Origin of the sequence: Leclercia sp. GLN_9 (assembly GCF_043105735.1) — a bacterium.
Classification (GTDB): Bacteria; Pseudomonadota; Gammaproteobacteria; order Enterobacterales; family Enterobacteriaceae; genus Enterobacter; species Enterobacter adecarboxylatus.
In genome coordinates, this window is sequence record NZ_JBICLV010000046.1 from 48,214 (window position 1) to 69,602 (window position 21,389).

Sequence of the window (21,389 nt, forward strand, 5' to 3'; positions counted from 1 at the left end):
TTTGAGGTGAGAGGGTTATTTCCCGCCCGCTAACTCAATAAAACTGCCCGTCACGTACGACGCCTTCTCGCTCAACAGCCAGACAATCGCCTGCGCCACCTCTTCAGGTTGGCCGCCGCGCTGCATCGGCAGCATCGACTTCACCCGGTCCACACGGCCCGGCTCACCGCCAGAAGCATGAATTTCCGTGTAGATCAGCCCAGGACGAACACAGTTAACCCGAATGCCCTGTGCGGCTACCTCCAGAGCTAACCCGGTAGTAAGAGAATCCACAGCACCTTTCGACGCCGCATAATCGACATATTCCCCCGGCGCACCAAGCCGTGAGGCAGCAGACGAGACATTCACAATCGCCCCGCCCTTACCGCCATGTTTCAGCGCCATGCGTTTTACCGCTTCACGACAGCAGAGGAAATACCCGGTCACGTTGGTGCCCAGCACCCGGTTGATACGCTCGGCAGAAAGATTTTCGATAGTGCTCTGCTCGAACAGGATCCCGGCGTTGTTAACCAGCGCCGTGAGGGGTTCGCCTTCACGATCGAGGCTGTCGAACATTGCCATGACCTGCGCTTCGTCACTGATGTCGGCGCGCAAGGCAAAGGCCTTGCCGCCCTCTTCCACAATCTGTGCGATGACGTCGGTTGCAGCTTTGATGTTGTGGTGATAATTCACCGCCACGGTGTAGCCTTCCCTCGCCAGTTGCAGCGCAGTTGCTTTGCCAATTCCGCGGCTGGCACCGGTTACAAGTGCAATTGCCATTACACACCTCCAGAAAGAAAAAAGCCGGGTGGCGGCTTCGCCTTACCCGGCCTATATCAATACCTTACTCTAGCTGAACGATTACTGGTATTCGCTCATAGGTACACAGGAGCAGAACAGGTTGCGGTCGCCATAGACGTCATCAAGACGTTTCACGGTTGGCCAGTATTTGTTCGCTACGCCTGCCGGGAAGACCGCCAGCTCGCGGCTGTAAGCGTGGTTCCACTCAGCCACCATTTCGTGCTGCGTGTGTGGCGCATTGACCAGCGGGTTATCTTCCAGCGTCCATTCGCCGTCCAGCACGCGATCGATCTCCATGCGGATCGCCAGCATTGCATCAATAAAGCGGTCCAGCTCGGCTTTGCTCTCAGACTCGGTTGGCTCCACCATCAGCGTACCTGCAACCGGGAACGACATGGTTGGCGCGTGGAAGCCGTAGTCGATGAGGCGCTTGGCGATGTCCAGTTCGCTAATGCCACTCTGCTCTTTCAGCGGGCGAATATCGAGAATACATTCGTGCGCCACGCGGCCATCGCGACCGGTGTAGAGCACCGGGAAAGCAGATTTCAGGCGAGTCGCGATGTAGTTAGCATTCAGGATCGCCACCTGGCTTGCCTGCTTCAGCCCTTCTGCGCCCATCATGCGGATGTACATCCAGCTGATTGGCAGAATAGAGGCGCTACCAAACGGAGCCGCGGAAACCGCGCCCTGACGGGTAAGCATGCCTTCGATCTGCACGACGCTGTGACCCGGTACGAACGGTGCCAGGTGCGCTTTGACGCCAATCGGACCCATGCCCGGGCCGCCACCACCGTGCGGAATGCAGAAGGTTTTGTGCAGGTTCAGGTGAGATACGTCTGCGCCGATAAAGCCTGGTGTGGTGATCCCCACCTGGGCGTTCATGTTGGCACCATCGAGGTAAACCTGGCCGCCATGCTGGTGCACAATTTCGCACACTTCGCGGATGGTCTCTTCGTACACCCCGTGTGTAGACGGATAGGTCACCATGATGCAGGAGAGTTTATCGCTGGTCTGTTCCGCTTTAGCGCGCAGATCAGCCAGATCGATGTTGCCGTTTTTATCACAGGCCACGACCACCACTTCCATCCCTGCCATCTGTGCAGAAGCCGGGTTGGTGCCGTGGGCGGAGCTTGGGATAAGACAGATATCACGATGGCCTTCGTTGCGGCTCTCGTGGTAGTGACGGATTGCCAGCAGACCCGCGTATTCGCCCTGTGCGCCAGAGTTCGGCTGCATGCAGAGCGCATCGTAACCGGTCAGTTTCACCAGCCAGTCGGAGAGCTGGTTGATCATCTGATGATAGCCTTCCGCCTGATCTGCCGGGCAGAACGGGTGCAGCTCAGCAAACTCCGGCCAGGTGATCGGGATCATCTCGGCGGCGGCGTTGAGCTTCATGGTGCAGGAACCCAGCGGGATCATCGCCTGGTTCAGCGCCAGATCCTTGCGCTCCAGAGAGTGCATATAGCGCATCATCTCGGTTTCGCTGTGGTAGCGGTTGAATACCGGATGGGCCAGGATCGCGTCGTCGCGCAGCATGGTTGCCTGGATAGAGCGGCTGTCATGCGCCACCTCTTTGTCCAGGGTATCAATGTTCAGACCGTGGTCATCACCCAGCAGGACGTTGAACAGCACCTGAACATCTTCACGGGTGGTGGTCTCATCCAGCGTGATGCTGACGGCATTCAGAATGTCGCTACGCAGGTTAATCTCTGCTGCCTCAGCGCGTGCCAGCACCGCCGCTTTGTCGGCCACTTCGACACACAAGGTATCGAAGAAGTGCGCGTGGCGCAGTTTTTGTCCTTTCTGCTGCAGACCGCAGGCCAGGATATCGGCCAGACGGTGAATACGGCTGGCGATACGTTTCAGGCCAACCGGGCCGTGGAAGACGGCGTACAGGCTGGCGATGTTAGCCAGCAGCACCTGTGAGGTACAGATGTTGGAGTTCGCTTTCTCACGACGAATATGCTGCTCGCGCGTCTGCATCGCCATGCGCAGGGCGGTGTTACCGGCGGCATCTTTCGACACACCGATAATACGGCCTGGCATGGAGCGTTTGAATTCATCTTTAGCGGCGAAGAAGGCCGCGTGTGGACCGCCGTAGCCCATCGGTACGCCGAAGCGCTGTGCGGAGCCGAAGACAATGTCTGCGCCTTGTTTGCCCGGGGCAGTTAACAGCACCAGCGCCATAAAATCAGCCGCCACGCTGACGACAACTTTGCGCGCTTTCAGCTCGGCAATCAGAGTCGTGTAATCGTGAACTTCACCGGTAGTGCCCACCTGCTGCAACAGCACGCCAAACACATCCTGGTGATCCAGCACTTTCTCTGCGTCATCCACAATCACTTCAAAACCAAAGGTTTCGGCACGCGTACGTACCACGTCGAGGGTTTGTGGGTGAATATCGGCGGCGACGAAGAAGCGGTTCGCCCCCTTCAGTTTGCTGACGCGTTTCGCCATCGCCATTGCTTCGGCGGCGGCGGTGGCTTCATCCAGCAGCGAGGCGGAGGCGATGTCCAGACCGGTCAGATCCAGCGTCACCTGCTGGAAGTTCAACAGTGCTTCCAGACGGCCCTGCGAGACTTCCGGCTGATACGGGGTGTACGCGGTGTACCAGCCCGGGTTTTCCAGCATGTTGCGCAGAATAACCGGCGGCAACTGCACGTTGGTGTAGCCCATGCCAATGTAAGACTTAAAGCGCTTGTTCAGGCCGGCAATGGCCTTCAGTTCTGCCAGCGCGGCAAATTCAGTCGTGGCTTCACCCACCTGCGGCGGGGTGGCGAGCTGAATATCCTTTGGCACGATCTGCGAAATCAGTGCGTTTAACGAATCCGCGCCAACCGTCTTCAGCATCTCCTGCTGTTGCTGAGCATCCGGCCCAATGTGACGTTCAATGAAGGCGCCACGGTTTTCAAGCTGGCTTAAAGTCTGTGTCATGAGCGATGGTTCCTGAAACGTGCAGTGAATGTGTTTTCTCCCTCTCCCTAAGGGAGAGGGCTGGGGTGAAGGTGTCGTCTGTTCCCCTCACCCTACCCTCTCCCCACAGGGGAGAGGGAAAAGGCTTATTCGTCTTCCAGTAATGCTTCGTACGCGGTCGCATCCAGCAGCGCGGCAACCTGCGCTTCGTCGCTGGCTTTGATCTTAAAGATCCAGCCGCCTTCATACGGTTCGCTGTTAACCAGTTCCGGGGAGTCGCTCAGCGCGTCGTTTACCGCAACGATTTCACCGCTCACCGGGGCATAGATATCAGAAGCGGCTTTTACCGACTCGGCCACTGCGCAGTCATCGCCCGCGCTTACGGTCGCGCCAACGTCGGGCAGATCTACAAACACCATGTCACCCAACAGCTCCTGGGCGTGTTCGGTGATGCCCACGGTATAAGTACCGTCGGCTTCTTTGCGCAGCCACTCGTGTTCTTTGCTGTATTTCAGTTCTGCTGGCACATTGCTCATTGAATTTCTCCTGATAAAAATGATTAGGCGACCGGCTTACCGGCGCGAACAAAAATCGGTTTGGTCACGCGGACCGGCATTTCGCGGTTGCGGATCTGCACCACGGCAGTCTCGCCAATACCCGCCGGCACACGTGCCAGAGCAATACTGTAACCCAGCGTCGGTGAGAAGGTGCCGCTGGTGATAATGCCTTCGCAGTGGTTGCCATTGGCATCGGTGAAACGCACCGGCAGCTCGCCGCGCAACACGCCTTTCTCGGTCATCACCAGGCCAACCAGCTGCTCGGTGCCCTTCTCACGCTGCTGCTCCAGCACCTCACGACCGATAAAGTCGCGATCGGCCGGTTCCCACGCGATGGTCCAGCCCATATTGGCCGCCAGCGGAGAGACGCCTTCGTCCATCTCCTGGCCGTACAAATTCATGCCCGCTTCCAGACGCAGCGTGTCGCGCGCGCCCAGACCAGCTGGCTTAACGCCCGCTTCCACCAGGGCACGCCAGAAGTCGGCCGCTTTTTCGTTCGGCATCGCAATTTCATAGCCCGCTTCACCGGTGTAACCGGTGGTAGCCACAAACAGATCGCCCGTCTGCACGCCAAAGAACGGCTTCATGCCGTCGGTGGCCTGGCGCTGTTCATCGCTGAACAGTGACGCGGCTTTCGCCTGCGCGTTCGGCCCTTGCACCGCAATCAGCGACAGGTCATCACGCACGGTGATGTCGATGGCATAAGGTTCAGCGTGTTGGGTGATCCAGGCGAGGTCTTTTTCACGGGTGGCAGAGTTAACAACGAGGCGGAAGAAATCATCGGAGAGGTAATAGACGATCAGGTCGTCAATCACGCCGCCGGAGGCATTCAGCATGCCGGAATAGAGCGCTTTGCCCGGCTTCGTGAGCTTCGCCACGTCGTTCGCCAGCAGATAACGCAGAAAATCCCGGGTGCGGCTGCCGTGCAGATCGACAATGGTCATATGCGAGACGTCGAACATACCGGCATCGGTGCGCACCGCATGATGCTCATCAATCTGCGAACCGTAATGCAGCGGCATCATCCAGCCATGGAAATCGACCATGCGAGCACCGCATAAGGTGTGTTGTTCGTACAAAGGCGTCTGTTGAGCCATCTTATCCTCGTTGAATGAGCAGGGCTGTCATGCGTTTTATGCTGAAAAATTCACCATAAAACCCGGCATCGGCATCACTCCCGGACACCGACGCAAACGTTCTCTTTTACCTGAACTTACCACTGAAAACGGTGGTTAACCATAAGGAAAAACGGGCCATCACATTAGCTTATGGTCAAAAATGCCAACAAAGCGTACAGAGTTATTCACTACAAAAATGCGAAACATTCCGCACAAACGCAAAGCCGGGAAGATGGGATTCAGCACAGGGTGATATTTAGTGCGGAAAAATGCGCGAAATTTCCGTAACATAAAAATCGAGAGATTAGATTATCTAATGCGAAAAAGTCGGTGAAATTAGATTATTTCAAACGAAGGAATTCCCCCGGCCCACAGGCCGGGAGAATAAAGTGTGACGGGGGTCAAATAGACAACGTCATTCAGATTGCAGCACAAAAACCATTACAACGTTTTTGAACAACGCTGGCACTGGCCTTAAAGGGGCGAGGCCGGGTAACGTGGCAAGCCTCAGCGTCCCCAGAAGCTCATTCTGGTCAGTAAGCAGACGCAGCCAACGCAGAGGCAACCTGAAGGATGCAGTATGTTTTAGCGCAGCCAGTCCGGCAGATCGTTAAGACCCATCGCCTGACGCAGGAGCTGTGGCTTAACACCCGGGAGGGTATCAGCCAGCTTCAGGCCGAGGTCGCGCAGCAGTTTTTTCGCCGGGTTGGCACCGGCAAACAGCTCGCGGAAGCCCTGCATGCCTGCCAGCATCATGGCCGCACTGTGTTTACGGCTGCGCTCGTACCGGCGCAGATAAAGATGCTGGCCGATGTCCTTGCCGTCACGCTGTAAGCGGCGAAGTTCGCTCACCAGCTCGGCAGCATCCATAAAGCCCAGGTTAACTCCCTGCCCGGCCAGCGGATGAATGGTGTGTGCCGCGTCACCCACCAGCGCCAGACGATGCGCCGCGAACTGGCGCGCATAGCGACCGGTTAACGGGAACACCTGCCGCTCGCTTTCGACGGCGCAAAGTCCCAGTCGGTTATCGAAGGCCATACACAGAGCCTGATTGAACTCGTCGGCTGATGCCTCCTGCATCTGCTGCGCCTTCTCGGGTGAAAGCGACCAGACGATTGAGCAAAGGCGCGGATCGCTGAGAGGCAGGAAAGCGAGAATGCCATCATTGTGGAAAATCTGCCGGGCCACGGCCTGATGCGGCTCCACGGTGCGAATAGTAGCCACCAGCGCATGGTGGCGGTAGTCCCAGTACGTCAGCGGAATGTCGGCTTTGTTACGCAGCCAGGAGTTTGCCCCGTCGGCCCCCACCACCAGGCGAGCAGTCAGCATATCGCCACTTTGCAGGGTAATGAACGCATCGTTTTCGCCCCAGGCAACCTGCTGCAGCTGCGCGGGGGCAATCAGGGTAACGTCGCTGCACTGTTGCGCTTTCTGCCACAATGCATGGTGAATCACGGCGTTTTCGATGATATGGCCGAGATGGCTGTAGCCCATGCTTTCATCATCAAAAGCGATATGCCCGAAGCTGTCTTTATCCCACACTTCCATGCCGTGATAACGGCTGGCGCGCTGGGCAATAATGTCTGACCAGACGCCGATCCGCGTGAGCAGCTTTTCACTGGCGGCGTTGATCGCCGAAACACGGAGTTCAGGCGGCGCATCAGAAGCGACTGGCTGAGGCTGTTTCTGCTCCAGCACCGCCACGCGCAGACCGCTGCCCTGCAAACCACAGGCCAGCGCCAGTCCTACCATTCCGCCACCGACAATGGCAACATCAACATTCTGCACTTTGTTTACTCCTTAGCGAGCGACCCAACCGAGAGTCCTCTGCGCCAGCACATCGCGTGCCGGAATGAATAATTCCATCGCCATCAACCCCAGGTTACGCCCGACAACCAGCGGTGCCCAGCGATTGGCAAACAGGTGTACCAGCCCGTCGGTCACGCCGATGGTCGCCTCTTTATCTGCCTGACGTCGTTTCTGATACTGGCACAGCACCGGATATGCTCCGCAATCCTGCTGTTGTTCAAACGCCTGCGCCAGCGTTTCGGCAAGGGTCATCACATCGCGCAGCCCGAGGTTAAAGCCCTGTCCGGCGATAGGGTGTAACGTCTGCGCCGCATTGCCTACCAGCGCGACGCGATGGGAGACAGACTGCGACGCCGTGGTTAATGCCAGCGGATAGGCTGAACGCTTCCCGGCCTGGGTGATACGCCCCAGCCGCCAGCCAAAGGCTTTTTGCAGTTCGGCGCAGAAGCGTTCGTCAGACCAGCCCTGCACTTCATCCGCTTTTTCCAGCGGATGGCACCAGACCAGCGAGCTGCGCCCCTGCGACATAGGCAGCATGGCCAGCGGGCCATGCTGGGTAAAACGTTCAAAGGCGCGGCCACGGTGCGGCTCGGCGGTGGCCACGTTAGCAATCACCGCCAGTTGATGGTACGGCTGTTGCTGCCACTGAATTCCGCACTGCTGGCCGAGCGCCGAACGGGAGCCATCGGCCGCCACCAGCAGTTGTCCATCGAGCGTAGTGCCGTCATTCAGCGTGACGCTGACCGACGTTTCGCTGCGGGTAAAATGCTCGACACGTGCCGGGCAATGTAGCGTTACGCCTGGAGCATCCTGCAACAGACGGAACAGGCGCAGCCCCACGTCGTGCAGCTCGACCACCTGCCCCAGCGCATCAATGCGATAATCCTGCGCCTCAAGGGTGACAAACCCGGCGTGGCCCCGATCGCTGACATGAACGGTTTCGATAGCGGTGGCGCAATCGGCAATCGCCTGCCAGATACCACTGCGGGCCAGCTGCTGGCAGGTGCCCTGCGCCAGGGCGATGGCACGGCCATCAAACCCCGGATGGCCGGTCGATTGTGGTGCCACGGCTTCCACCAGATGGACCGGAAGCTTACCCTGGGTCAGCGTGGAGAGGGTCAGCGCCAGCGTTGCTCCCGTCATGCCTCCGCCAACAATGATGATGCTCATGAGCGTGCCGCCGCCATCAGGGCTTCAATCTCGTCGGCATTTTTCACCACGGAGGCCGTCAGGTTTTCGTTACCGGTTTCGGTGATCACAATGTCATCTTCAATACGAATGCCGATACCGCGATACTGGGCGGGCACATCGGCATCCGGGGCAATATAGAGTCCCGGTTCAACGGTCAGCACCATTCCCGGCTCCAGCACGCGCGAACGTTCCGGGCCATACACGCCCACGTCATGCACGTCCAGCCCCAGCCAGTGGCTCAGGCCATGCATAAAGAAGGGACGGTGAGCATTGTCAGCAATCAGCTGATCGACGTCGCCGTTAAGAATACCCAGCTCCACCAGCCCGCTAACCATAATCCGCACCACTTCCCCGGTGACATCCTGAATGGAAGTGCCGGGACGGAACAGCATCAGCGCGGTGTCCAGCGAGTGCAGCACGATGTCGTAGATTTCGCGCTGGGCCGGGGTAAATTTGCCGTTCACCGGGAAGGTGCGGGTGATATCACCGGCATAGCCTTTAAATTCGCATCCGGCATCAATCAGTACCAGATCGCCATCCCGCAGTTCAGACTCGTTTTCGGTGTAATGCAGAATGCAACCATTTTCACCGCCGCCAACGATGGTGTTGTACGCCGGATAGCGCGCGCCGTGGCGGGTAAACTCATGGTGAATTTCGCCTTCCAGCTGATATTCGAACATCCCCGGACGGCACTTTTGCATCGCCCGGGTATGGGCCAGGGCGCTAATCTCCCCCGCTTTACGCATGACATCCAGCTCTTCGTCTGACTTAAACAGGCGCAGCTCGTGGACGGCAGGACGCCAGTCGGTGAGGGTTGCGGGTGCCTTCAGGTTTTGCCGGGAGCCTTTACGCAGCTTATCCAGCGCGGCAAAGACAATCTCGTCGGCATAAGCGTATTCACCCTGCGCGTGGTAGACCGTATCCAGACCATTGAGCAACTGGTAAAGCTGCTCGTTGATTTCGCTGAACGCCAGGGCGCGATCGACGCCCAGCTTTTCCGGCGCGGCCTGCTGGCCCAGACGGCGACCAAACCAGATCTCGGCGGTGAGATCCCGGACGCGGTTAAACAGCACGCAGTGGTTGTGGGTATCGTGACTTTTAATCAGCACCAGCACCGACTCCGGCTCGTTAAAGCCGGTGAAGTACCAGAAATCACTGCTCTGGCGGTACGGATATTCGCTATCGTTGCTGCGTGTGGCTTCCGGTGCGGCAAAAATCAACGCGGCGCTGCCCGGCTGCATCGTAGCCAGCAGCGCCTGACGGCGGCGAAGATACTCTTGCTGAGTCATGACACCCTCCAGTAGTTTTTATTAGTGTAAGGTTGGTTTACGCACTTCCGGCGCAGTGGGCTGTGTGCGCGTAAAGGTATCGTGGCAGAGCAGAGACGCAACGCGCACGTACTCGATGATCTCTTCGAGGGACATCTCCAGCTCTTCCTGATCTTCGTCTTCATCGTAGCCCAGTTGAGCGATGTTACGCAGATCGTCGATCGCTTCTCCCGCTTCGCCCGTCACTTTCTCGAGCTTAGGCTGCGTCACACCCAATCCTAACAGATAGTGGTTGACCCAACCGGCCAGCGCATCGGCGCGGTCGAATACGCTGACGCCGTCTCCATCAGGCAGATAAAGCTGAAAAAGGAAACCGTCATCTTCGAGCGCATCGCTGGTTGCGCCATGCATATTGCGCAACGCCTGGGCAAGATCGTGGCCGAACGCCAGACCCTCGTTCGTCAGGTCGTGAACCAGCGGCAGCCATGAGCTGTCGTTGTTTCCACCACACAGCATCCCGCTGATCAGACCGTGCATTTCAGCCGGCGTTAACCCCACGCCTTGCTGGTTCAGTAACTGGCTAACGTCGTTGTAACCAGGCATTTCGTTCTGTATAGACATGGCATTCGTCATCAATGGGAGGAATATTCATGGTATGCTACCACTTTGGACCCTGGTGAACCAGAATAGGGCTTGTATCTACGCACCAGGGTAGCTATAGTGTCGCCCCTTCGCAGCCCCCGGAAGCGGATGTGAAGGCAGCGCAGTCAAACAGCAGGAAGGTGGCATGTCTGCACAACCCGTCGATATCCAAATTTTTGGCCGTTCGCTGCGAGTGAATTGTCCGCCTGAACAAAGGGATGCTTTGAATCAGGCTGCGGATGATTTGAATCAGCGGTTGCAAGATTTAAAAGAACGCACTAGAGTCACAAATACTGAGCAACTGGTCTTCATCGCCGCGTTGAACATCAGTTATGAACTGGCTCAGGAAAAAGCGAAGACCCGCGATTACGCGGCGAGCATGGAACAACGCATTAAAATGCTCCAGCAGACCATTGAACAGGCATTGCTTGATCAGGGTCGCATTACAGACAGACCGGGGCAAAACTTTGAATAACACTTCGTGGTCTACTATGGTAGAGTGACCCTGAAGGAAAAATTTCTCTGAGATGTTCGCATGCGGGCCAGTCCCCTGAGCCGATATTTCATACCACAAGAATGTGGCGCTCCATGGTTGGTGAGCATGCTCGGTTCGTCCGAGAAGCCTTAAAATCATGACGACACATTCACCTTGAACCAAGGGTTCAAGGGTTACAGCCTGCGGCGGCATCTCGGAGATTCCCTCACCTTTCTACCCAGCGACTACCATGACGCAACTTCCTGAAGTTCCTGCCTCACGTCAACACATTCGTCAGTTAATTCGTCAGCATCGCAGAGCCTTAACGCCTGAACAGCAAGCCCATTTTGCGCAACAAGCCGCGGCCCGCATGATGGCGTATCCGCCCGTCGTAATGGCGCACACCGTCGCCCTGTTTCTATCTTTTGATGGCGAACTTGACACCCAACCGCTGATCGATGAACTCTGGCGCACCGGAAAAAAAGTTTACCTGCCGGTACTGCACCCTTTCAGTCCGGGAAATCTGCTGTTTCTGCACTACCATCCTCATAGCGAACTGGTGGTGAATCGTCTGAAAATCACCGAACCGAAACTGGACGTGCGCGACGTGTTGCCGCTTGAGCAACTGGATGTGCTGGTAACGCCGCTGGTGGCTTTTGATAAAAGCGGTCAGCGTTTAGGTATGGGCGGAGGATTTTACGATCGCACGTTGCAGAACTGGCAGCAGCATGGCCTGCAGCCGGTGGGCTACGCACATGATTGCCAGGGCGTTGAAAAGTTACCGGTGGAGAAATGGGATATTCCGCTGCCGGCGGTAGTGACACCGTCGAAGATCTGGCAGTGGTGAAAAAAGCCGGGTGGCGACTCCGCCTTACCCGGCCAGTAAGATCCGCAGGCCCGGCAAGCGAAGCGCCGCCGGGGATCAGATGGCACTCACTTAGTAGAGCAGACGCGCGCGGATAGTGCCCGGAATGGCCTTCATCGCCTGCAACGCTTTCTCTGCAACATCTTCATCCGCTTCAATATCAATAACCACATACCCCATCTGCGCGTTAGTTTGCAGATACTGTGCCGCGATGTTCACACCCTGCTCAGCGAAGATCTGGTTAATGGCCGTCAGTACGCCTGGACGGTTTTCATGAATGTGCAGCAGGCGACGCCCGCCGTGCAGCGGCAAAGAGACTTCCGGGAAGTTGACCGCAGACAGGGTTGAACCGTTGTCGGAGTATTTGCTCAGCTTACCGGCCACTTCAAGACCGATATTTTCCTGTGCTTCCTGCGTAGAGCCACCGATGTGTGGCGTCAGGATCACGTTGTCGAACTCGCACAGCGGCGAAGTGAACGGGTCGCTGTTGGTCGCAGGCTCGGTCGGGAAGACGTCAATCGCCGCGCCCGCCAGATGTTTGCTTTTCAGAGCTTCGCACAGCGCAGGGATATCCACCACCGTACCGCGCGCGGCGTTGATCAGAAGTGAACCCGGCTTCATCAGCGCCAGCTCTTCCGCACCCATCATGTTTTTGGTGGAGGCATTTTCCGGCACGTGCAGGCTCACCACATCGCTCATATTGAGCAGGTCGGAGAGATGCTGAACCTGGGTGGCATTACCCAGCGGCAGCTTATTTTCGATATCGTAGAAAAAGACGTGCATCCCCAGCGATTCCGCCAGAATGCCCAGCTGCGTGCCGATGTGGCCGTAACCAATAATGCCCAGTTTTTTACCACGCGCTTCGAAAGAGCCAGATGCCAGTTTATTCCAGATCCCACGGTGGGCCTTGGCGTTGGCTTCAGGGATGCCGCGTAGCAGCAGCAGAAGTTCACCGATGACCAGCTCCGCCACGGAACGGGTGTTGGAGAATGGCGCGTTGAAGACCGGAATACCGCGCTTAGCGGCAGCATTGAGATCAACCTGGTTGGTGCCGATGCAGAAGCAGCCAATCGCGACCAGTTTTTCTGCTGCGGCAATGACATCTTCGGTCAGGTGGGTACGGGATCGCAGGCCGATGAAGTGAGCATCACGGATCGACTCTTTCAGCTGTTCGGTATCCAGCGCACCTTTGTGGAATTCGATGTTGGTATAACCTGCCGCACGAAGGCTATCCAGTGCTTTCTGATGCACCCCTTCGACCAGCAGAAATTTAATCTTGTCTTTCTCCAGTGATACCTTTGCCATTTCCCCGACCCTGTCTGATTGTCTGAACTGTTGTTGTGCTGATTTAAAATCCGCTCCCGCCAACATATCAAAAAAAACTATTGCAGCAATATGAACGTTTGCGTCGGCACTCTGAAGAAATGTCATACAGCGCCAATTGGCAGTGAAAAATGCTGTGGAGCAATACGAAAGCGGTAGGATCGTCAGGAGAGGGTTGGAAATGTGACACAAGTCACCGAATATCGCTGTTGCAAAAAAAGTTAGCGGGGGGAGGCTCCCCCCGTCAGATCATTTCACGATGGTTTTAACGCCATCGGCGGTGCCGATCAGCGCAACATCCGCGCCACGATTAGCGAATAACCCTACCGTTACCACGCCTGGCAGGCCATTGATGGCATTTTCCAGCGCCACGGCGTCGAGGATCTCCAGACCGTGAACATCCAGAATCACGTTACCATTGTCCGTTACCACACCCTGACGGTATTCCGGGCGACCACCCAGTTTCACCAGTTCGCGGGCAACCGCGCTGCGCGCCATTGGGATCACTTCCACCGGCAGTGGGAAGTTGCCGAGGATATCAACCTGCTTGGAGGCATCCGCAATACAGATAAACTTGTCTGCCACGGAGGCGATGATTTTCTCGCGCGTCAGTGCCGCACCGCCGCCCTTGATCATCTGCATATGGCCGTTGATCTCATCCGCGCCGTCGACGTAAATCCCCAGACGGTCAACTTCGTTCAGATCGAACACGGTGATACCCAGGCTTTTCAGTTTTTCCGTGGATGCATCGGAGCTTGAAACGGCGCCCTCGATCTGGCCTTTCATCGTGCCCAGCGCATCAATAAAGTGTGCTGCCGTTGAACCTGTGCCCACGCCGACAATGGTACCCGGCTGTACATACTGGAGAGCGGCCCATCCTACTGCTTTTTTCAGTTCATCCTGCGTCATGATCTCTTGCCCGTGGTGATTTTGCGTGACGCGCATTATAGAGCATTCGCCTGCGCCATGTGATCTGCGAGGTCACCAATTTCGTCTGTATCAAACATAAATTTATGTCATAGTGCGAAGTATCGTATTTTTTGGGAGTCAGCCAGAGCAATGAAACGTCCGGACTACAGAACATTACAGGCGCTTGATGCCGTTATTCGTGAACGCGGATTCGAACGCGCAGCACAAAAGCTGTGCATTACCCAATCCGCTGTTTCACAACGAATCAAACAGCTTGAGAACATGTTCGGGCAGCCGCTGCTGGTTCGTACCGTGCCGCCGCGCCCTACCGAACAGGGGCAGAAGCTGCTGGCGCTGCTGCGTCAGGTTGAGTTGCTGGAGGATGAGTGGCTGGGCGATGAACAGACCGGCTCCACGCCGCTGCTGCTCTCTCTGGCGGTCAACGCCGACAGTCTGGCAACCTGGCTTCTCCCTGCCCTCGCCCCGGTGCTGGCTGATTCGCCTATCCGGCTAAATTTACAGGTAGAAGACGAAACCCGTACCCAGGAGCGCCTGCGCCGCGGTGAAGTGGTCGGGGCGGTCAGTATCCAGCCTCAGGCGCTGCCAAGCTGCCTGGTGGATCAGCTGGGGGCACTGGATTACCTGTTCGTCGCCTCGAAAGCCTTTGCCGAGCGTTACTTCCCGAACGGCGTTACCCGTGCCGCCCTGCTGAAAGCGCCTGCCGTGGCTTTTGACCATCTTGATGATATGCATCAGGCATTTTTACAGCAGAACTTCGACCTGCCACCCGGCAGTGTACCTTGCCATATCGTTAACTCTTCCGAAGCCTTCGTGCAGCTGGCACGTCAGGGCACGACCTGCTGCATGATCCCACATCTGCAGATCGAGAAAGAGCTGAACAGCGGCGAGCTGATCGACCTGACGCCAGGCTTACACCAGCGCCGTATGCTCTACTGGCACCGCTTTGCGCCAGAAAGCCGGATGATGCGCAACGTCACCGATGCACTGCTGGCCCATGGCCATAAGGTCCTGCGCCAGGATTAATAAAAAAGCCGGGTCGCATTAACGCGAACCCGGCCTGTATTTGTGCTGACAAACAAGACTTACGGTGCTTTGGTCGCCGTATTTTGCTCCTGAGTCTGCTGAGGCTGCTCGTTCTGCTGATTTTGCTGAGCCTGCGTGCTCTGCTGCTGGCCCTGAGCTGGCTCCAGCTGGAACACCACATCAACCTGATCGTCGAACTGAATCGTTGGCTGTTCGTAGGTATCCTGCGCAGAGACCGGTGCCGCTTCAGATTTCATCATGCGAACCATCGGGCTGGGCTGATAGTTAGAGACGTGGTAACGCACGCTGTAAACCGGGCCAAGCTTGCTGTTGAAGCCAGAAGCCAGTTGCTGCGCCTGACGCACGGCATCATCAATTGCCGCTTTACGCGCTTCATCTTTATACTTCTCAGGTTGCGCAACACCCAGGGACACAGAACGGATCTCGTTCAGACCTGCTTTCAGCGCGCCATCTAACAGAGAGTTAAGCTTATCAAGCTGACGCACCGTCACTTCCACGGTACGCACCGCGCGGTAACCTTTCAGGATGCTTTTGCCATCCTTATAGTCATAGTCCGGTTGGGTACGCAGGTTGGCAGAATTGATGTCTTTTTTACCGACGCCGTTCTGCTCCAGGAAAGAGAGATATTGCGCAACGCGATCGTCTGCCTGTTTCTTGGCGGTGGCCGCATCTTTTGCCGCCACGTTCACTTCGATGGCTAAGGTTGCGATATCGGGTGCCGCATCCACGCTTGCGGTACCAGAGGTCACAATGTGCGGGCTATCAGGCAGTTCACTGGCCTGAACGGATGCTGCGCCAAAACCCATTAATGCCGCCAGGGCGATTACATTCAACTTCACTTTTATTCCTCCATGTTGCGAAGAGTGCCCATGTAACAGGGCGCATGCCAGCAAGCTTAGCGCCTGCTGGTCGAATGTCCATAAGACAACGCTTAGTAGAATAGTTCACGAATATGATGAATCCCCTCTTTCGCCAGCTGAAAAGCGATAAACCACATCACCAGGCCCACCAGTGCGTTGATAATGCGCTGAGCTTTAGCGGTGCGCAGACGGGGAGCCAGCCATGCAGCGAGCAGCGCCAGGCCAAAGAACCACAGGAAAGAGGCGCTGACGGTACCCAGCGCAAACCAGCGTCTCGGCTCGGCATCCAGTTGCCCTCCAAGGCTACCCAGCACCACGAAAGTATCCAGATAGACGTGTGGATTAAGCCAGGTCACCGCCAGCATGGTCACAATAATTTTCCAGCGCCCCTGCTTCATCACTTCGGCGCTGGCCAACTCAATATTGCTGCCCATCGCCGTTTTCAGGGCACCAAAACCATACCACAGCAGAAACGCGACACCGCCCCAGGTCACCAGCGCCAGCAGCCAGGGTGACTGCATCAGCAGTGCGCTGCCGCCGAAAATACCGGCACAGATCAGAAGCATATCGCTTACCGCGCAGAGCAAGGCAATCATCAGGTGATACTGGCGGCGAATCCCCTGATTCATTACAAACGCATTTTGCGGACCGAGGGGCAGGATCATTGCCGCACCAATCATAAGCCCTTGAATATAAAAAGATAACATCGGGATCAATCTCAATAAACTGTCTGAGGGCAAACTATACTGCGGGGGGATAATAAGAGGAAATGGATAATATTAATTGGTAATAAGTGAAGCTAATAAGCCCGGCACGCATTGCGCGCGCCGGGTAACGGAGAAACGTTATTCTGCCGGTTCTTTCACACGCTTGAAGTTAACGTCCATCTGCGGATATGGGAAGCTGATGCCGTTGGCGTCAAAGTCGCGCTTGATGCGTTCCAGTACATCCCAGTAAACGCTCTGCAAATCACTGCTGTTGCTCCAGACGCGCACCACAAAGTTGATGGATGAAGCACCTAGTTCATTCAGGCGTACGGTCATCTCACGATCTTTCAGAATGCGATCATCCGATTCGATAATGTTGGTGAGCAGTTGCTTCACCTTTTCGATATCAGAGTCATACGCCACGCCAATAATGAACTCATTACGACGTACCGGTTCACGGGAAAAGTTGATGATGTTATTGGCGATGATTTTGCCGTTCGGGATCACGACCATACGACCATCCGCGCTGCGCAGCGTGGTAGAGAAGATCTGCACCTGCAGCACAGTACCGGCCACACCGCCGAGATCAACATATTCGCCAGAGCGGAACGGACGGAAGGTTACTAACAGCACGCCTGCGGCCAGGTTCGACAGCGAGCCTTGCAACGCCAGACCAATAGCCAGACCTGCGGCACCCAGTACTGCGATAACCGATGCTGTTTGTACCCCAACACGCCCCAGGGCCGCAATCAGCGTAAACGCGATAACACCGTAGCGCACCAGCGCGGAGAGGAAATCTGCCACCGTGGCATCAATATGACGCGCTCGCATTACGCGGTTAACGGCGTTAGAGATGATGCGCGCCACGATCATACCGATGACGATAATCGCGATGGCCGCCACAATGTTAACGGCATAACTCAGCAGCAACGCCTGGTTGCGCACCAGCCAGGAACCCGCGTTATTGATGCTATCTACAACACCGAGATCTTCCATTCAATATTCCTTATCTAAGCAAACCATAGAAATGCATCCCCCATCGAGGCAGGCAAGTTAGTAAAGGGTAAACAAAAGCGGGGGTTTTTGCCAAACAGATCACATAAATAGTGTCCGTAGACAGTTGAAAGGCATAAAAAAAGCCCGCGATTAACGCGGGCTTTCTGAGGCTGTTAGCAGCGCAAATTACAGAACGTCAACCGCGTTCAGCTCTTTGAATGCCTGCTCCAGACGCGTCACCATAGAGGTCTGCGCTGAACGCAGCCATACACGTGGATCGTAGTATTTCTTGTTCGGCTGGTCTTCGCCTTTCGGGTTGCCCAGCTGGCCCTGCAGGTAAGCTTCGTTAGTTTTGTAGTACTGCAGGATACCGTCCCAGGTTGCCCATTGGGTATCGGTATCGATGTTCATTTTGATAACACCGTAGCTTACGGAGTCTTTGATTTCCTGAGCAGAAGAACCGGAACCGCCGTGGAAGACGAAGTTCAGGCTGTTATGCGGCAGGTTATGTTTCTTGGAAACGTATTCCTGAGAATCACGCAGAATGGTTGGGGTCAGAACCACGTTGCCTGGCTTGTACACGCCGTGTACGTTACCGAAGGAAGCAGCGATGGTGAAACGCGGGCTGATTTTGCTCAGCTCGGTGTAAGCGTAATCAACGTCTTCTGGCTGAGTGTACAGGGCAGAAGCGTCCATGTGGCTGTTGTCCACGCCGTCTTCTTCGCCACCGGTGCAACCCAGTTCAATTTCCAGAGTCATGTCCATTTTGGCCATGCGCGCCAGGTATTTAGAGCAGATCTCGATGTTCTCTTCCAGAGACTCTTCAGACAGGTCGATCATGTGAGAAGAGAACAGTGGCTTACCGGTTGCAGCGAAGTGTTTTTCGCCCGCGTCCAGCAGACCGTCGATCCACGGCAGCAGTTTCTTCGCGCAGTGGTCAGTGTGCAGGATAACCGGAACACCATAGTGCTCAGCCATCTGGTGAACGTGGTGTGCGCCAGAGATTGCGCCCAGGATTGCCGCACCCTGAGGAACGTCAGTTTTCACGCCTTTACCTGCGATAAACGCAGCACCGCCGTTGGAGAACTGAACGATTACCGGCGCTTTAACTTTTGCTGCGGCTTCCAGTACGGCGTTGATAGAGTCGGTACCGACGCAGTTAACCGCTGGCAGAGCAAAGTTGTTTTCTTTTGCTACCTGGAACACCTTCTGAACGTCATCACCAGTGATCACGCCAGGTTTTACGAAATCAAAAATTTTAGACATGTTGCGAGTCCTGTATCTTCGGCCTTGGAAAGGGGCGAGCTATTAAAAGCACGCTGAAAATTGGGCAGGTTTCCCTGCCCTAAAATGGCTTACTTCTTAGCGCGCTCTTCGAGCATGGCTACTGCTGGCAGAACTTTGCCTTCCACGAATTCGAGGAATGCGCCGCCGCCAGTGGAGATGTAGGAGATCTTGTCGGAAATACCGAACAGATCGATTGCTGCCAGGGTATCACCGCCACCAGCAATGGAGAACGCTTCGCTGTCTGCAATCGCGTTAGCCACGATTTCAGTACCTTTACGGAAGTTCGGGAATTCGAACACGCCAACCGGGCCGTTCCACAGAATGGTTTTCGCATTCTTCAGGATCTCAGCCAGCTTCTCTGCAGAGGCGTCGCCCAGGTCCAGAATCTGCTCTTCGTTTTTGATGTCAGAGACAGATTTCAGTTCAGCGGTTGCGGTTTCAGAGAACTCGGTCGCCACGCGAACGTCAGTTGGGACAGGGATATCACAAGTGGTCAGCAGGCGTTTGGCTTCGTCAACCAGGTCTGCTTCGTACAGGGATTTACCAACGTTATGGCCTTGAGCAGCCACGAAGGTGTTAGCGATACCGCCACCCACGATCAGCTGGTCAGCGATTTTGGACAGGGAATCCAGAACGGTCAGTTTGGTAGAAACTTTAGAACCGCCAACGATAGCAACCATTGGACGAGCAGGTTCTTTCAGGGCTTTGCCCAGAGCTTCCAGTTCGTCAGCCAGCAGTGGACCTGCACAGGCGACGTCGGCGAATTTACCGATACCGTGGGTAGAAGCCTGCGCACGGTGAGCAGTACCGAAAGCATCCATTACGAACACGTCGCACAGTGCCGCGTATTTTTTGGACAGAGTTTCGTCGTCTTTCTTTTCGCCTTTGTTGAAGCGAACGTTTTCCAGAACAACCAGCTCACCTTCAGCCACTTCCACGCCATCCAGGTAGTCTTTAACCAGACGTACCGGGCTGGACAGTTTGTCTTTCAGGTAATTAACAACCGGCAGCAGAGAGAACTCTTCGTTGTACTCGCCTTCGGTCGGACGACCCAGGTGGGAGGTTACCATCACTTTTGCGCCCTGCTTCAGTGCCAGTTCGATGGTTGGCAGAGAGGCACGGATACGCGCGTCGCTGGTTACTTTCCCATCTTTAACCGGTACGTTCAGATCCGCACGGATGAAAACGCGTTTACCTGCCAGATCCAGATCGGTCATCTTAATTACAGACATGGTGAATCCTCTCGTTGATTCTTAAAGTTTTGCAGACGCAACAGGCGCCTTACCTGAAACCTTGTGCGGCCATGGCTAACGTGGTGTCGAGCATCCTGTTAGCAAAGCCCCATTCGTTATCACACCAGACCAGCGTTTTGATCAGATGTGCCCCACTTACGCGCGTTTGGGTGCCATCGACGATGGCGCTATGCGGATCGTGGTTAAAATCTACTGAGACCAACGGTAATTCCGTATAGTCAACTATACCATGAAATGCTTGCTGTGCCGCTTTTTGCAGCAACAGGTTGACCTCACAGGCTTTTACCGGTTTTTTCACGGTCACGCTGAGGTCAATCGCCGTCACGTTGATCGTTGGAACACGTACGGCAATGGCTTCAAAACGGTCTTCAAACTGGGGAAAAATTCGGGTAATTCCGGCCGCCAGTTTGGTATCCACCGGGATAATCGACTGACTCGCCGCGCGAGTGCGTCGCAGGTCCGGGTGGTATGCGTCAATGACCTGCTGATCGTGCATAGCGGAATGAATCGTGGTCACGGTGCCCGATTCAATGCCGTAGGCATCGTCCAGCAGTTTGATGACCGGAATAATACAGTTGGTGGTGCAGGAAGCATTGGAGACGATGCGGTGTTCCGCTTGCAGCTCATGATGGTTCACGCCGTAAACCACCGTGGCATCGAGATCGTTACTGCCCGGATGTGAGAAGAGCACTTTCTTAGCGCCAGCCGCCAGATGGGCTTCGCCGTGCGCGCGATTACCGTAAACGCCGGTACAGTCGAGCACCACATCTACGCCCAGCTCACGCCAGGGTAAGGTGTCGATCGTCTGCTCGTGCAGGACACGAATCACGTCATCACCGACGAACAGCTGCTCTCTCTCCTGACGAACGTCCCAGGCAAAGCGCCCATGGCTGGTGTCATATTTCAATAAATGCGCCATGCCTGCGGCATCCGCCAGTTCATTGATGGCCACCACGGTCATTTCCGCCCGACGCCCGGATTCATATAAAGCACGAACCACGTTGCGTCCGATGCGACCGAAACCATTAATCGCTACGCGTACGGTCATAAGTCTCCTGCAAAGCTTTCCCTGATTCGAGGTGGCTGACAGAGTAATCCAGCAACGCTCTGAGGGGAATCCTCGCCTGTCACAAACTCCAACTGATTGGTCATTTGTCGAACGTTTAATCGACTGAAACGCTTCAGCTAGAATAAGCGAAACATGGAATAAAGGGAATGTCCGTCCAGAGCAATAAGCCAGCTATATGACGCATATCACATTTTGAATGGAATAACTTACAGGCGTATTACATTTATGAGGAATAAGATGCACAAAAAGCCGGGTGGGCAGATAAAAGCAAAACGGTAACCAAAGGGTTACCGTTTTTAGGG

The 21,389-nt window shown here is 55.7% G+C and carries 19 protein-coding genes and 1 other RNA gene; 4 read left to right on the forward strand and 16 right to left on the reverse strand.

Features of this window, described 5'->3' with window-relative positions; genetic code table 11:
• Positions 1–15: 15 nt before the first annotated feature.
• From ACF8PE_RS22980 to ACF8PE_RS23015, 8 genes are all read right to left on the reverse strand, one after another.
• Entirely contained in the window at positions 16–759 is a 744-nt protein-coding gene (locus tag ACF8PE_RS22980) for an SDR family oxidoreductase (RefSeq protein ID WP_032613873.1), read from the reverse strand.
• Between the two features lie 81 nt (positions 760–840).
• On the reverse strand, positions 841–3,714 hold the full coding sequence (gcvP, locus tag ACF8PE_RS22985; protein WP_032613875.1) for an aminomethyl-transferring glycine dehydrogenase: 2,874 nt from the start codon (positions 3,712–3,714) through the stop codon (positions 841–843).
• A 125-nt stretch (positions 3,715–3,839) separates the two neighbouring features.
• Positions 3,840–4,229, reverse strand: coding sequence for a glycine cleavage system protein GcvH (gcvH, locus tag ACF8PE_RS22990; protein WP_032613877.1), 390 nt, complete (start codon positions 4,227–4,229; stop codon positions 3,840–3,842).
• A gap of 23 nt (positions 4,230–4,252) precedes the next feature.
• Positions 4,253–5,347 (reverse strand): glycine cleavage system aminomethyltransferase GcvT, encoded by a 1,095-nt coding sequence (gene gcvT, locus ACF8PE_RS22995; RefSeq protein WP_032613879.1) that lies wholly within the window; start codon positions 5,345–5,347, stop codon positions 4,253–4,255.
• Between the two features lie 606 nt (positions 5,348–5,953).
• Positions 5,954–7,156 (reverse strand): FAD-dependent 2-octaprenylphenol hydroxylase, encoded by a 1,203-nt coding sequence (gene ubiI, locus ACF8PE_RS23000; RefSeq protein WP_164541031.1) that lies wholly within the window; start codon positions 7,154–7,156, stop codon positions 5,954–5,956.
• A gap of 12 nt (positions 7,157–7,168) precedes the next feature.
• Positions 7,169–8,347 carry a 2-octaprenyl-6-methoxyphenyl hydroxylase gene (ubiH, locus tag ACF8PE_RS23005; RefSeq protein ID WP_032613884.1) on the reverse strand — a complete coding sequence of 393 codons (1,179 nt, stop codon included), beginning with the start codon at positions 8,345–8,347 and terminating at the stop codon, positions 7,169–7,171.
• On the reverse strand, positions 8,344–9,657 hold the full coding sequence (gene pepP / locus ACF8PE_RS23010) for a Xaa-Pro aminopeptidase (protein WP_392495322.1): 1,314 nt from the start codon (positions 9,655–9,657) through the stop codon (positions 8,344–8,346). Before pepP ends, ubiH begins: the two co-directional genes overlap by 4 nt.
• A 21-nt stretch (positions 9,658–9,678) precedes the next feature.
• A complete protein-coding gene (locus ACF8PE_RS23015) occupies positions 9,679–10,257 on the reverse strand; it encodes a YecA family protein (protein ID WP_059307235.1) in 579 nt (192 codons plus the stop codon).
• A 166-nt stretch (positions 10,258–10,423) separates the two neighbouring features.
• On the opposite strand from ACF8PE_RS23015, the gene zapA reads away from it, so the two are divergent.
• The 3 genes from zapA to ACF8PE_RS23030 all read left to right on the forward strand — a co-directional run bounded on the left by zapA (position 10,424) and on the right by ACF8PE_RS23030 (position 11,600).
• Positions 10,424–10,753: a cell division protein ZapA gene (gene zapA / locus ACF8PE_RS23020; protein WP_032613890.1), complete on the forward strand. Its 330-nt coding sequence runs from the start codon at positions 10,424–10,426 to the stop codon at positions 10,751–10,753.
• A 41-nt stretch (positions 10,754–10,794) separates the two neighbouring features.
• Positions 10,795–10,978: non-coding RNA, 6S RNA (ssrS, locus tag ACF8PE_RS23025), on the forward strand.
• Positions 10,979–11,003: 25 nt separating this feature from the next.
• Entirely contained in the window at positions 11,004–11,600 is a 597-nt protein-coding gene (locus ACF8PE_RS23030; protein WP_032613892.1) for a 5-formyltetrahydrofolate cyclo-ligase, read from the forward strand.
• Positions 11,601–11,690: 90 nt separating this feature from the next.
• Here the strand turns inward: ACF8PE_RS23030 and serA are convergent, their stop codons facing one another.
• Both serA and rpiA read right to left on the reverse strand, forming a co-directional pair.
• Entirely contained in the window at positions 11,691–12,923 is a 1,233-nt protein-coding gene (serA, locus tag ACF8PE_RS23035) for a phosphoglycerate dehydrogenase (protein WP_032613894.1), read from the reverse strand.
• A 267-nt stretch (positions 12,924–13,190) separates the two neighbouring features.
• Positions 13,191–13,850, reverse strand: coding sequence for a ribose-5-phosphate isomerase RpiA (rpiA, locus tag ACF8PE_RS23040; protein ID WP_032613951.1), 660 nt, complete (start codon positions 13,848–13,850; stop codon positions 13,191–13,193).
• Positions 13,851–14,000: 150 nt separating this feature from the next.
• Between rpiA and argP the strand changes: the two genes are divergently transcribed.
• The gene (gene argP, locus ACF8PE_RS23045) at positions 14,001–14,894 is read left to right on the forward strand and encodes a DNA-binding transcriptional regulator ArgP (RefSeq protein WP_032613896.1); all 894 of its coding nucleotides are present in this window, start codon (positions 14,001–14,003) and stop codon (positions 14,892–14,894) included.
• A gap of 59 nt (positions 14,895–14,953) precedes the next feature.
• On the opposite strand, the gene ACF8PE_RS23050 is transcribed toward argP, so the two are convergent.
• From ACF8PE_RS23050 to epd, 6 genes are all read right to left on the reverse strand, one after another.
• Complete coding sequence (locus ACF8PE_RS23050; RefSeq protein ID WP_117386683.1) at positions 14,954–15,754, reverse strand: oxidative stress defense protein; 801 nt, start codon at positions 15,752–15,754, stop codon at positions 14,954–14,956.
• Between the two features lie 92 nt (positions 15,755–15,846).
• The gene (gene argO / locus ACF8PE_RS23055) at positions 15,847–16,482 is read right to left on the reverse strand and encodes an arginine exporter ArgO (RefSeq protein ID WP_032613898.1); all 636 of its coding nucleotides are present in this window, start codon (positions 16,480–16,482) and stop codon (positions 15,847–15,849) included.
• Between the two features lie 138 nt (positions 16,483–16,620).
• A complete protein-coding gene (locus ACF8PE_RS23060) occupies positions 16,621–17,478 on the reverse strand; it encodes a small-conductance mechanosensitive channel MscS (protein WP_130588233.1) in 858 nt (285 codons plus the stop codon).
• Positions 17,479–17,664: 186 nt separating this feature from the next.
• Positions 17,665–18,744, reverse strand: coding sequence for a class II fructose-bisphosphate aldolase (gene fbaA, locus ACF8PE_RS23065; protein WP_032613902.1), 1,080 nt, complete (start codon positions 18,742–18,744; stop codon positions 17,665–17,667).
• Positions 18,745–18,833: 89 nt separating this feature from the next.
• Positions 18,834–19,997 carry a phosphoglycerate kinase gene (pgk, locus tag ACF8PE_RS23070; RefSeq protein ID WP_032613905.1) on the reverse strand — a complete coding sequence of 388 codons (1,164 nt, stop codon included), beginning with the start codon at positions 19,995–19,997 and terminating at the stop codon, positions 18,834–18,836.
• A 49-nt stretch (positions 19,998–20,046) separates the two neighbouring features.
• Positions 20,047–21,066 carry an erythrose-4-phosphate dehydrogenase gene (epd, locus tag ACF8PE_RS23075; RefSeq protein WP_032613907.1) on the reverse strand — a complete coding sequence of 340 codons (1,020 nt, stop codon included), beginning with the start codon at positions 21,064–21,066 and terminating at the stop codon, positions 20,047–20,049.
• Positions 21,067–21,389: the final 323 nt, after the last annotated feature.

Coding starts and splice junctions, on each gene's coding strand:
- ACF8PE_RS22980 (WP_032613873.1), bottom strand. CDS start 759: ATGGCAATTGCACTTGTAACCGGTGCCAGCCGCGGAATTGGCAAAGCA.
- gcvP (WP_032613875.1), bottom strand. CDS start 3,714: ATGACACAGACTTTAAGCCAGCTTGAAAACCGTGGCGCCTTCATTGAA.
- gcvH (WP_032613877.1), bottom strand. CDS start 4,229: ATGAGCAATGTGCCAGCAGAACTGAAATACAGCAAAGAACACGAGTGG.
- gcvT (WP_032613879.1), bottom strand. CDS start 5,347: ATGGCTCAACAGACGCCTTTGTACGAACAACACACCTTATGCGGTGCT.
- ubiH (WP_032613884.1), bottom strand. CDS start 8,347: ATGAGCATCATCATTGTTGGCGGAGGCATGACGGGAGCAACGCTGGCG.
- pepP (WP_392495322.1), bottom strand. CDS start 9,657: ATGACTCAGCAAGAGTATCTTCGCCGCCGTCAGGCGCTGCTGGCTACG.
- ACF8PE_RS23015 (WP_059307235.1), bottom strand. CDS start 10,257: ATGTCTATACAGAACGAAATGCCTGGTTACAACGACGTTAGCCAGTTA.
- zapA (WP_032613890.1), top strand. CDS start 10,424: ATGTCTGCACAACCCGTCGATATCCAAATTTTTGGCCGTTCGCTGCGA.
- ACF8PE_RS23030 (WP_032613892.1), top strand. CDS start 11,004: ATGACGCAACTTCCTGAAGTTCCTGCCTCACGTCAACACATTCGTCAG.
- serA (WP_032613894.1), bottom strand. CDS start 12,923: ATGGCAAAGGTATCACTGGAGAAAGACAAGATTAAATTTCTGCTGGTC.
- rpiA (WP_032613951.1), bottom strand. CDS start 13,850: ATGACGCAGGATGAACTGAAAAAAGCAGTAGGATGGGCCGCTCTCCAG.
- argP (WP_032613896.1), top strand. CDS start 14,001: ATGAAACGTCCGGACTACAGAACATTACAGGCGCTTGATGCCGTTATT.
- argO (WP_032613898.1), bottom strand. CDS start 16,482: ATGTTATCTTTTTATATTCAAGGGCTTATGATTGGTGCGGCAATGATC.
- ACF8PE_RS23060 (WP_130588233.1), bottom strand. CDS start 17,478: ATGGAAGATCTCGGTGTTGTAGATAGCATCAATAACGCGGGTTCCTGG.
- fbaA (WP_032613902.1), bottom strand. CDS start 18,744: ATGTCTAAAATTTTTGATTTCGTAAAACCTGGCGTGATCACTGGTGAT.
- pgk (WP_032613905.1), bottom strand. CDS start 19,997: ATGTCTGTAATTAAGATGACCGATCTGGATCTGGCAGGTAAACGCGTT.
- epd (WP_032613907.1), bottom strand. CDS start 21,066: ATGACCGTACGCGTAGCGATTAATGGTTTCGGTCGCATCGGACGCAAC.